The organism is Congzhengia minquanensis, assembly GCF_014384785.1.
Lineage (GTDB): Bacteria > Bacillota > Clostridia > UBA1381 > UBA9506 > Congzhengia > Congzhengia minquanensis.
This window is the reverse complement of record NZ_JACRSU010000005.1, coordinates 1-12,015: the sequence shown is the minus strand read 5'-3', so window position 1 is coordinate 12,015 and position 12,015 is coordinate 1. Positions and strand designations below refer to the sequence as shown.

The window sequence follows — 12,015 nt, the reverse complement described above, 5'->3', positions numbered from 1 at the left end:
TTTTGACACAATAATTGCTTTTTGGTTAAGATACTGATATAATATAACCATAAAATATATTTGCATAGAAGGTAGGGTAGGCTCATGTGCAATCAAAGCACGCTCAACGTTTTACTTAAGGAGGCGGGTGTGGGACTAAAAAATATATTCGGCAAAAAGCTTGAAAATTTTTTGCTTTATGGTTCGTATGCACACGGAGGTTATGACAGTGAATCTGATATTGACGTTTTTGCATTGGTAAATATGGATAAAACGGAATGATCGCGTTACCGCAGAACGGTATCTGCAATGGCGAGTGATATTGATTTAAAATATGTCGCTTTACTTTCTGTGGAATTGCAGGATAAGCCTACATGTGAACGATATCGGGAAGTCATGCCTTTTTATCGCAATGTGATCAATGAGGGAGTGCGTGTAGATGTATAATCAAGGAATTTCGGGTGGACTATCGTTCCGTGTGGCGATGCCTATTACAGGGTTAATCCATATGACATATGGGAAAGTAATATATAACGAAGAAAGACATTTAAAAATTTTGAATGAGATTCTAAATGAATAGGAATCATTTTATAAAGAACGAGACTGTTTTGGAAGAAGCCAAGTATTTCAAATGGTAACAAGTACATTAGAAAACTTAGGAGCGTTATTTAAGCACCCTGCATTTTCGGATGAAAATGAATTCAGAATTATTTAATCGATAATATACGGGAGTAAAAAAGGAAATTCATAAAGGAAAGTTGTGAAACGAATGATAAAATATGATGAGTATTATGTTGCATATTTAGATATTCTTGGATTTAAAGAATTATTAAGGACCGCTTCTTGCGAGTCTATATATCAAATTTTTGATATATTACATAAAAAAACACGAGGACATTTAAACCTAAATGGCGTTGAAATTCAAGCCTACCAGCATATACATCATACCATTCTTTCTGATAGTGTAATTGTTTATATTAAAGCAAGTGTGGAAGATGCGTTTGCTGTGTTAATTGACATTTGTAAGAACCTTCAAAGTTCACTTGCAAACAGAGAAGCTCCAATTTTGTTAAGAGGGGGAGTTGCCAAAGGTGCCCTTTTTCATGAAAACGATATCATCTATGGAGAAGGACTATCAAAAGCATATCTTTTGGAAAGTAATTTGGCAAAACATCCGCGTATAGTTTTTAGTGGTGAACTTTTGGAGGATGGTCTTAAAAATACAAAATATATGTTTGCAGAGATGGAAGGTCTTGTCAAACCATATAAAACGGATGATGACCGCTTATATTATATTGATTACTTAGAGATTAGCATGATGGGTATAGATTTAATAACATATTTTGACCAATTACAAGCAATGTGTAATTCGTATTTGAATAAGGAGATTGATGAAGGCTTACGCTCTAAATATTTATGGCTTTTAAGTAAAATTGAAAAGAAAATTGCAGTAATATCTTTTTTGCGAGAACATTATAGCAAAAAAGAAGAGGAAGAAGATAAACGAAAAAGCGAGGAATACAGTAAGCGATTTTCAATATATCCTAAACAATTTCATGTAAGACTTGTGGAGAATACCGATGAAGAGGAGCAAAATAATGGTTGAATCAAATATATCACAAGAAATATGGTCAATGGCAAGGGTTCTGACGGATAATGGCGTTTCCAACAGAGCAAAAGAAATACGCATTTTTCCTTTATTATGATAAAAGCCCTTGCGCCGAAACGCAAGGGCTTATCTTCCGTTGGGACTTCTTTATTTGGAAAGGTATTACCCCCGCACCTTATCTTCATCATTATTGTATCACGAAAAATTGAATTTGTCAATATTTGCGGTTCATAATGTTGAAATACGGAAGATATATTTTATTATATGCTCCGTATCTGCTATTATACAGCACTCTTTAGAATAAATCAACAACTTATGCAACTATCAACTTTACCACCGTAAGCAATCTATTTTACAATTTAAACTGGTAACTTTAGTGCAAATTACAGGTCTGCTTCTGATTTTGTGTAGAGTCCAAACAAGGGTAAAACATGGTGATGGCGGGGAGCGTTTTGCTCCCTGCTTTTTCCATTTAGCGAAGTAAGGCAAAAAAATTGGTTTCTTCGGCAGTCTTTTGATTATGGGAAAAAACAGGTGATAAGTGGGGGGTGGACTGCTGTATATTGATTGTAGATTGAATGTAAAGGAGGCTTTTCATTAGAAATCAAATGGATTAATTGAAAACTTAGTTGACAAATGAAAACACAAGTGATAGTATGAACACAAGGGGATGTAACGAAAGTATGCAAACGACGGAACAGGCAACGACAGAGGGAGGAATTATTATGAAAGAGAATGAGAGGGCAAGTTCATTTGCTCCGGAAGAAGGCGCAGGAATGGTTGACATTATCAACAACAACTATTCCTATTTGCCGCCGGAGCAGGCAAATGACGAGGCGCAGCCGTTTATGGCTGCTGCGCATCAGAGTATGGTGGGTGAGATGTCGGATGCGGCTTTGGCTTCGGCATCGGCTGACGAATCGGACTCAGTTTTTGAAGTGGACACGGTGAGTTCGCCCATGTATTTTGAAAGCGGGAACAACGATTCTGTTTCCTTGAAAACCGGGGATTTGATGTATGCAAAGTCTTTGTTTTCTTTTCCCGGCAGGAATGGTTTGGATTTGGATGTAGCCATTCGCTACAACTCGTCGGACGCGGTGAATACGGTGGACGAGTTTGAAGTTAAGGGAATTAGCAGCGAGCTAAATTACAGGCAGTTTGCCGCAGGCTGGATTTTTAATTTTTCGAACATTCATATTGCAAACGACAACATTAAGGAAGTTTATGGCTATAAAAAGAAGTATAGTTTATGTCTTGCAGATGGCGGCGCTTATGAAATTAATTCTGACCTTACCTTGAAAAATTACGATTTGCAGGACATGGTATTGACAGAAGATACTGCTAAGAATGAATATGTGTTGACATATGCAAACGGGCGTGTGGAGCGGTTTGACAAACAATATGGGAACATTGTGAGCATTACAGATAGATTTGGAAACGAGATTTGTTTTGAATATGGAGAAATTGCGTATTACAGCGGTTCGTTTTTCAGCTATCGGTTTGACGAAAATTATTGCAGCCGCAAGTTAAATGCCTTAAAAAGGATAACGGACAGCACCGGACGCGTGATTGATGTTGAATATGGCCATAGTGTAAAGTATTCCGGCAAGCGGATTGATTCGATTACGTTTCGGTTTGAGGAACAAGTTTTGGCGAAATTGCAGCTGGATACGATTGACACATCTAAGGGAAGAGCCTACATTTTGACCTCGGTTGAGGATGCGTCTGGATATCAAACGCGCTATGAATATGTTGAAAAGCAGTCGTTTCAAATGGATCGCTATGATTTATTTGATATTCGTTATAACCATATGGGGTCGTGTATACTTTTAGAAAAAGTGACGTATCCTACCGGCGGCTGGTCTGCTTATGACTATACAATTGCCCGAAGAATGTATAGCCAAAAGTTAATTGGCGGCGGTTATTTCTATGACTGGTATCAGGTGTATAAATTAAGCAGCAAAACCGATTCCTCGGGCTATAGAATCCGCTACAAATATGAAAATGATTATTCCGGGTATCCGTTCGGGTATATTCCGGGAGACAACGATACGCACGACCAGATTAATGCGGATATGCAGTACCATACGGTTGTTCAGTTTCCTGAATATCAGACGGTTTATACATTTGACCGGGACCACAACATGGTTCGGGAGCAGACCTATGATGCAGACAATTTGGTGACGCTATTTGCAGAGAGCGGAGGCAGTACCTCATGGAATGTGATGGTATATAATTCGCTTTATCGGGTAGAGGCGCAGCAGCAGGCCTTTGTTAACGATGATGCCAAACATAAATGCAGAACCGTTATCTATCGGACAGACGAAGAGGGAAACGTTGAGTTTTTAAATGTATTGGACAATAAAAAACTGAATATAAAAGCAGTGAAGACGGTTAACGGTTATATTTATATCTTCTCTAGCGGCGTTACAAATTATAATGATCTTGGAGAAAGTATAGGTGGGGAAAGCGGCATCATTGTTTATCGTTATAGCACGTATAATGATGTGATTGAACGGTTTGCTGTTCCGTACATCGGCAGCACCATTGACTTTTCAAAATTTTATTACAGCGGCACGATGTTCACCTATGACACATGCACAGCAAGCGGATTTCAGTCGATTCGGTTTGATCCGAATGCATCGCTTACAGAAGATCCCTGGAGTTCGATTACCAGCACGGCCATAACGACAAGTGCTGATATTACCTATTTATATTCGCAGGGCGGCAGTCTGTTTTATAGGGTAGGGAACACCAACACCATGATAAAATATACGCCTGCTACCTCTGCGGTTGTGACGAAAACAATTTCCGGGCTGTCCAGCGTATTGCGGGGTGCTGCCAGCTACAACAAGGCGTTTGTTTATTCGGATTCAACGCTTTATGAGGTAAATTACGATGCGGGGACATTAACCAGCCTGTGTACGTTGACCAGTTTGCCGGCGGGGGGCTTGCTCTATCCTGATACGAAGGACAATCTTTATTATTTAGTAAAAGAGAATGGATTGTATAACAAGGTGAATAAAATAACCATGTCTAGCCCCGGAGCGCCGGCGCTTTATGCGGAAAGGCTGTTCCCCACAAAAGAAGTTCGTGTAGTGGCAGGTATGACTTCGCTGCATATTGGGTTATTTTATAACAATAATTCCGGCGTTTTAAAATCCTTTGGGGGATTTGAAAAAGTAATTTTGACGGACAACACCGATTTGGTGTATAAAAAAAGCACGGAATATACGTATAACAGCTATAAGCAGCAGACCGGCAAGATATATAAAGTATATAAAGGCGCGAATGTGAAGCAGCTGTATTCGGAAAGTTATGCGTATGTAGACAAGCACGATGCGCCGCTTTATGTGACGGACAAGCTGGGCAACACAACCACCTATGAATATTCCAGTTCACCTTATTTTATTCCGACGAAGGTGACGCAGTATGCAGGGACGGCAAATGCGCTTGTTACGACCAATGTGCTTTCCAGCGACAAAAAGAAAATGGCGAGTACGAGCACGGCGTATGGCGACAGGACTCTTGATACGGCATATACCTATGATTCCACTTATCCGGGCAATGTTGTTGGCGAAACACTGACGGAAACAAGAAACGGTACAAGCAAGGTATTAAGGGATTATGCATATGAATATAATACCACATCGAGCGCAAACGGCAGAAACGCTTATGTAACCAAAAAGACAACGAAAAATATTACCGGATTAAACGCAAGTTTTGTAAGTGCAAATTTGGGGAATGCTGTGGTAACATATGAATATGACACCAGCGGGCGGCTGTTAAAAACAACACAGGACGACTTGAAAACGGTGAATACGTATCAGGCGAACGGCTGGATTTTAAGCGAAGAAGCGCCGAACTTTATGACGAAGGAATATACGTATACGTTAGGCAGCGGCGTGAACAAAACGGAGATTAAGTATGGGTTTAACGAGCACAGCGCGTATGGAACGTATTTAAATTCAAGCTGCACGTATGTAGAATATTACGATGATTTGGGCAGGGTGATAAAGCGGGCGGAACGGTATAAAGATTCGGCGTCGAGTGCAGAGAAGGAGCAAACGGTTTCTACGTTTGTTTATTACGGCCACCGGCTGTCAAACATTTGTGACGGAAAGGACAACAAAACAAGGATTTATTATGACCCCTATGACCGCGAAACAGTGAAAGAGGTTTTGAACGGCCTTTATACTGTGAATGGTCAGGAGCGCAGCTATGATGACTATGAGCTGACAACCAGCATAACAAACAAGTCGAGATATTACAGCAAAAAGTTTAAGGACATTACGTTTGACGTGGCCGGGCGCCCGGTGATGGAAAAGGCATATACCACACAGGACAGCTTTCGAACGACGCAGACGGTTTATGACCATATGGGGAATATAAGTTCTGTAACCGACCCGAAGGGTGTAACGACGACATATACCTATGACAAAATGGGGAATATGACGAAGGTTACAAATGGATTAAATCAGAGCACAAGCTATGAATATGATTCCTTTGGGAACGTGACGAAGCAGACGCTTCCCGGCGGCGGCGTGACGACGTACACTTACGACACGCTGGGGCGTTTGAATGTGGAAACAGATGCGCTGAACAAGAGCAGATATGTGTCGTATTACAAATTTGATGAAAGGCCGCTTAAGAGCAAAGACAAATCGGGGAACGTGACGCAGTATACGTATGATACTGTAGCGTTAACGTACACCGGGGGCTTGCTGCGCTCCAAGACGGTGGGCAGCACGACCATCAGCTACACCTATGACCACTGGCTGAATATTGCGGAGATAAACGACGGCGGAGAGATTACGAGCTACACGTACACCGGGAACAACCTTTTGCACACGAAGACGATGCCGGACGGGAAGACGATTACGTATGAATATGACAAGGCGAAGAATGTAGACAAGGTGACGGACTATTCCGGCAAGGTGACGAACTATTCTTATGACAATGCAAACCGGTTAGCGTTGGTTTGGGGAGATGGGGTTGACATATCGTATCAGTATTCGAACGCCCAGGGGTTAGTGAGCCGGGTGACGTATGGGTCGAGCAGCAATACGCAGGATTATACGTATAACAATGCAGGAGAGATTACACAGGTTACAAGAAAGATTGGTTCTAGCAGCGTGCCTTATAACTACGTTTATGATGACAACGGGAATCTGCTTCAGGAAACAGAAGACGGGGTTGTGGCCAATGCATATACGTATGATGAAGTAAACAGGCTGAAGACCTCGACGGACAAATTTGGCACAACGGCCACCTATGGTTTTAACGCAAACGGCAATATAACGTCAAAGGTAATGACATATGCACCGGCAACGAGTTACACGCTGACGAACGCAGGGGCAAGCTATGAGTTTACGAACATCAAATCACACAAGGTAACGATGATGTACAACGCGCAGAACCAGCTTCAAACGCGGTCGGAGTCTATCACCGGGACAACGGGAGGCGTGACAAAGTCGATGTCATCATCGGAATTGTGTACAGCGTATACGAACGACGGGTCGTTAAAGAGCAAAAAGGAAACGCTGGGAACGAATTTGCTGACAAAGAGCTATTGGTATAACGACCGGAGCCAAATGATTGCGTATAAAGAGAACAACGTGACGAAGGCGGAATATACGTATGACGCGGAAGGGTATCGCGCGTCGAAGACGGTGGGCGGCGTAACGACAAGGTTTTATTGGGACAGAGGGTTTACGGCAAACGAGTCCGACGGAACGAACTTTACCGCGAAGAACACCATTGGAGGCGGCGGGATTGTGTCAAGAAAGTTGGGCACGGCTACGCCGATGTATTTGATGAAAGACGTTCACGGTGACACGACAGCGGTTCTGCAAAGTGGCTCGACAGTGGGGACGTATGATTACGACGCGTTCGGCAAGCAGCTCACGAGCAGCGGGACGGCGGATAATCCGTATCGTTACTGTGGGGAGTATATCGACGGCGAGACAGGGTTTATTTACCTTAGAAACCGCTACTACGACCCGAGTATTGGGAGGTTTATCAGTGAGGACCCGTATTGGAACCCGGCGAATATGATTTATGGGGATAATGGCGAGCGGGGATTGCCTGATTTTGCGGCGATTGTGCAGAGTTCAAATTTGTATGTGTATTGCAGGAACAATCCGATTAATCGCGATGATATTTGGGGGTTGTATGATAGAGATAAGGCGGTAAGGTTTGCGAAAACATATTTTATTGAAAAAATATTTAGTAGTAATCATCCTTATTACCAAGGTCATGATTGCGCTAACTTTGTATCTTACTGTTTAAAAGCAGGTAAAGTGCAGCAAGATGATAATTGGTATATGAATTTTGTTATTGGTATAGCAGGAAAATATATTGGAAGTTGGTCCGCGAGTTGGACGGTTGCAAGTGAACAATACCGTATTTTTAGTGATCCAAGTTTTGGTTATAGTACCGGAAAATTTACAGTGTGGTCAGCATCAGGTGTAAAAATTGCGGCAAAATATCAAAATGTTCGCCCTGGCGATTTACTATATTTCTGTGATGAAAATGGTCAGCCAACTCATGCAACGATTATAACAGATGTAACGGAAACCGATATATATTATAACGCCCATTCAAATCAGCGGAATCACCAATCCCTAGCAGAGGTAATAGAAAATCCGGTTGTTATTATCAGAATGAATGACGATGCATAAAGGAGGTGTAAAGATTGAAATTTCGCGTGCTTATAATTATTTCTGTTCTCGTTTTACTAATTATTTTATGTTATACACTTTATATTCCAACTCGACCTCATGGCATGTCACCCGAAGAAACAGTAAACTATTATTTTGAGCAATATAACGATAAGAACATAAAAAAAATAAATTCTATAACCCATCCATCCCATAGATCAAATGGAGCAGAATTGGATTTTAATAAATTAATATCGGTAAAGGTTATTAATTTACAAGAAGAAAAAGATTCAAACAAAATTTTCTTTGATTATAAAGAAGTTTATAGTTCCCCACCTTATCAGGTATCTATGGTAAGAGCAAAATATGATATACAATTTAAGGGTGAGTTTGGTTCAACCACTCGCAGTGGAATAAATGAAACAAATTTTTATTTAATAAAAAAACACGAGGACTCAGATTGGCTTATTGTTAGCATGGGGCTTGGTTAAGGGGACGCTGCCTAATTGTAACTTGATAAACACATTAAAAATTATTCTTTGGATGAACAAAGAACACAATAGGGTAGTCGTTAGACTACCCTATTGTTTCTATTATAGCCCCGATAAAAGATCATTCTCATTGAAAAGTAACATTGATTCCAATTGACATTTCATTATATAATTAGTATAATTATAGCAACGATTTACCACTGGCTGAATATTGCGGAGATAAACGACGGCGGAGAGATTACGAGCTACACGTACACCGGGAACAACCTTTTGCACACGAAGACGATGCCGGACGGGAAGACGATTACGTATGAATATGACAAGGCGAAGAATGTAGACAAGGTGACGGACTATTCCGGCAAGGTGACGAACTATTCTTATGACAATGCAAACCGGTTAGCGTTGGTTTGGGGAGATGGGGTTGACATATCGTATCAGTATTCGAACGCCCAGGGGTTAGTGAGCCGGGTGACGTATGGGTCGAGCAGCAATACGCAGGATTATACGTATAACAATGCAGGAGAGATTACACAGGTTACAAGAAAGATTGGTTCTAGCAGCGTGCCTTATAACTACGTTTATGATGACAACGGGAATCTGCTTCAGGAAACAGAAGACGGGGTTGTGGCCAATGCATATACGTATGATGAAGTAAACAGGCTGAAGACCTCGACGGACAAATTTGGCACAACGGCCACCTATGGTTTTAACGCAAACGGCAATATAACGTCAAAGGTAATGACATATGCACCGGCAACGAGTTACACGCTGACGAACGCAGGGGCAAGCTATGAGTTTACGAACATCAAATCACACAAGGTAACGATGATGTACAACGCGCAGAACCAGCTTCAAACGCGGTCGGAGTCTATCACCGGGACAACGGGAGGCGTGACAAAGTCGATGTCATCATCGGAATTGTTTACAGCGTATACGAACGACGGGTCGTTAAAGAGCAAAAAGGAAACGCTGGGAACGAATTTGCTGACAAAGAGCTATTGGTATAACGACCGGAGCCAAATGATTGCGTATAAAGAGAACAACGTGACGAAGGCGGAATATACGTATGACGCGGAAGGGTATCGCGCGTCGAAGACGGTGGGCGGCGTAACGACAAGGTTTTATTGGGACAGAGGGTTTACGGCAAACGAGTCCGACGGAACGAACTTTACCGCGAAGAACACCATTGGAGGCGGCGGGATTGTGTCAAGAAAGTTGGGCACGGCTACGCCGATGTATTTGATGAAAGACGTTCACGGTGACACGACAGCGGTTCTGCAAAGTGGCTCGACAGTGGGGACGTATGATTACGACGCGTTCGGCAAGCAGCTCACGAGCAGCGGGACGGCGGATAATCCGTATCGTTACTGTGGGGAGTATATCGACGGCGAGACAGGGTTTATTTACCTTAGAAACCGCTACTACGACCCGAGTATTGGGAGGTTTATCAGTGAGGACCCGTATTGGAACCCGGCGAATATGATTTATGGGGATAACGACACGTCAGAATTTAAATATTTAATAGACGAAACACAAGAAGTTATCCAAAATAAACTTACTCCCTGTATTAATCAAGATGATGATGACCAACAATTAAAAACGGATTTTTTCGAAATAAAATATGATGTTCCCGTAACATCCGTTTAAAACCTTAGCATATATAATATAAAAAAGCAGCCAGATCTAAAATCAATAAGACAAAGCTCTAACTTATATGTTTATTGTATGAATAATCCAATACGCAATTTTGATCCAGCTGGCAAAAGTGCAACTGTGATTGCGGGCGCTATATATGTGGTAACTGCTGTAGTTACAGTCGCTATTGTTTTTGCTGCTGAGCATACAAAATTAAATGGAAGCAAAAGTAGAACTAATGATAAACATACGAAACCAAGGCCTGGACGGCAAACGGAAAAGAAAAAACAAAAACAAAATTGGAAATCAAGAAGGTGAGCAAATGAATGATTATTTAAAGCTTTTAGAAATGTTAAAATCATCCCAAAGGTTGGTGTCCGTTTTTTCTGATATAGAGGAACCTTCCACATGTTCTGTTGGGTATATTCATCAATTTGATGAATGCTGGATGGCGATGGCGCATATTACACCGGAAGGATTTGAAGACGGATATATTTTTCGCAAAATAGAGAATATTTTTCGGATTGACTTTGACGGGGTATACGAAAAAAAAGTAGAATATTTACAGAATCAAAATCTGAAAAAACATGAGCAATTGAATTTATGCAGTGAAAAAGGTATTTTTGTTGCGGCTATGAATGAAGCGATGAGAACAAAAAAAATGATGGCGATAAATGTTTTAGGCGGTGATGATGTTATTGGTTCCGTTTACTCTATATCAGAATCATTTGTAACAATGCAAAAATTTACAGACTTTGGGGATGAGGATGGTTTAACTGTTATTCCACTTGAAGTTATTACAAAATTTAATTATGATAACTTAGATTTAAGGAGTATAAACTGCCTGAATAAGTATAAAAAGGACAGTTCTAATAACGGCACTTTGAAAGCAAAGAACTGATTACAGACATATTGATGGTGAGTCACGATGCAAAGGGGCGATTCTATTATTTTAACAAAGAGAAGTTAAGTTATTTTATTTGAATCACCCCTCGCGTCCTTTGGTTTGCGTTCAAAAATGATGATAGTTTATTTATAGTGGCGGGATTGTATTTAAAGGGATTTTTCGGCAACAGAATGAATATTCGAACGCTCAGGGGCTTACGAGCCGTGCGTCGAAGACGGTGGGCCTCGTAACCACTCACTATTATTGGGACAGGGGCTATACGGTAAACGAGTCTAAAGGGACGTCGTTTACGGCAAAGAACACCATTGGCAATGGTGGGATTGTGTCAAGAAAGGTGGGCACAGCGGCGCCGCTGTATTTGATGAAAGACGTTCACGGTGACACGACGGCGGTTCTGCAAAACGGCGCGACTGTGAGGACGTATGATTACGACGTGTTCGGCAAGCAGCTCACGAACAGTGGGACGGCGGATAATCCGTATCGTTACTGCGGGGAGTATATCGACGGCGAGACAGGGTTTATTTACCTTAGGAACCGGTATTATGACCCGGGTATTGGGAGGTTTATCAGTGAGGACCCGGGTATTGGGAGGTTTATCAGTGAGGACCCGGCAAAGAGCGGCTCTAACTGGTACGTTTATTGTGAGAATAATCCGCTGAAGTTTGTGGATCCAAGCGGGTTAGTTGCTGGAGAAAAGTTTCGTACTTTACAAGAGTTATCTAACGACTGGGG

7 protein-coding genes are annotated in these 12,015 nt (G+C 41.6%); all 7 read left to right on the top strand.

From position 1 onward, the window contains the following. Positions 1-129: 129 nt before the first annotated feature. The gene (locus tag H8698_RS11605) at positions 130-261 is read left to right on the top strand and encodes a nucleotidyltransferase domain-containing protein (RefSeq protein WP_249313662.1); all 132 of its coding nucleotides are present in this window, start codon (positions 130-132) and stop codon (positions 259-261) included. A 487-nt stretch (positions 262-748) separates the two neighbouring features. Continuing rightward, complete coding sequence (locus H8698_RS11600) at positions 749-1,585, top strand: hypothetical protein (RefSeq protein ID WP_249313661.1); 837 nt, start codon at positions 749-751, stop codon at positions 1,583-1,585. A 728-nt stretch (positions 1,586-2,313) separates the two neighbouring features. Next, a complete protein-coding gene (locus H8698_RS11595; RefSeq protein ID WP_249313660.1) occupies positions 2,314-8,271 on the top strand; it encodes an RHS repeat-associated core domain-containing protein in 5,958 nt (1,985 codons plus the stop codon). 14 nt (positions 8,272-8,285) lie between these two features. Beyond that, the gene (locus H8698_RS11590) at positions 8,286-8,741 is read left to right on the top strand and encodes a DUF4829 domain-containing protein (protein WP_249313659.1); all 456 of its coding nucleotides are present in this window, start codon (positions 8,286-8,288) and stop codon (positions 8,739-8,741) included. 270 nt (positions 8,742-9,011) lie between these two features. Next, positions 9,012-10,388 (top strand): RHS repeat-associated core domain-containing protein, encoded by a 1,377-nt coding sequence (locus H8698_RS11585; protein WP_249313658.1) that lies wholly within the window; start codon positions 9,012-9,014, stop codon positions 10,386-10,388. Positions 10,389-10,593: 205 nt separating this feature from the next. After that, positions 10,594-11,277: a hypothetical protein gene (locus H8698_RS11580; RefSeq protein ID WP_249313657.1), complete on the top strand. Its 684-nt coding sequence runs from the start codon at positions 10,594-10,596 to the stop codon at positions 11,275-11,277. 223 nt (positions 11,278-11,500) lie between these two features. After that, positions 11,501-12,015, top strand: a 515-nt coding sequence (locus H8698_RS11575) for an RHS repeat-associated core domain-containing protein (protein WP_249313656.1), incomplete at its 3' end; no start/stop codon positions are given.

Excerpts from the sequence above, each read along its gene's own strand:
- H8698_RS11600 (WP_249313661.1), top strand. The coding sequence starts at position 749 with ATGATAAAATATGATGAGTATTATGTTGCATATTTAGATATTCTTGGA.
- H8698_RS11595 (WP_249313660.1), top strand. The coding sequence starts at position 2,314 with ATGAAAGAGAATGAGAGGGCAAGTTCATTTGCTCCGGAAGAAGGCGCA.
- H8698_RS11580 (WP_249313657.1), top strand. The coding sequence starts at position 10,594 with ATGGAAGCAAAAGTAGAACTAATGATAAACATACGAAACCAAGGCCTG.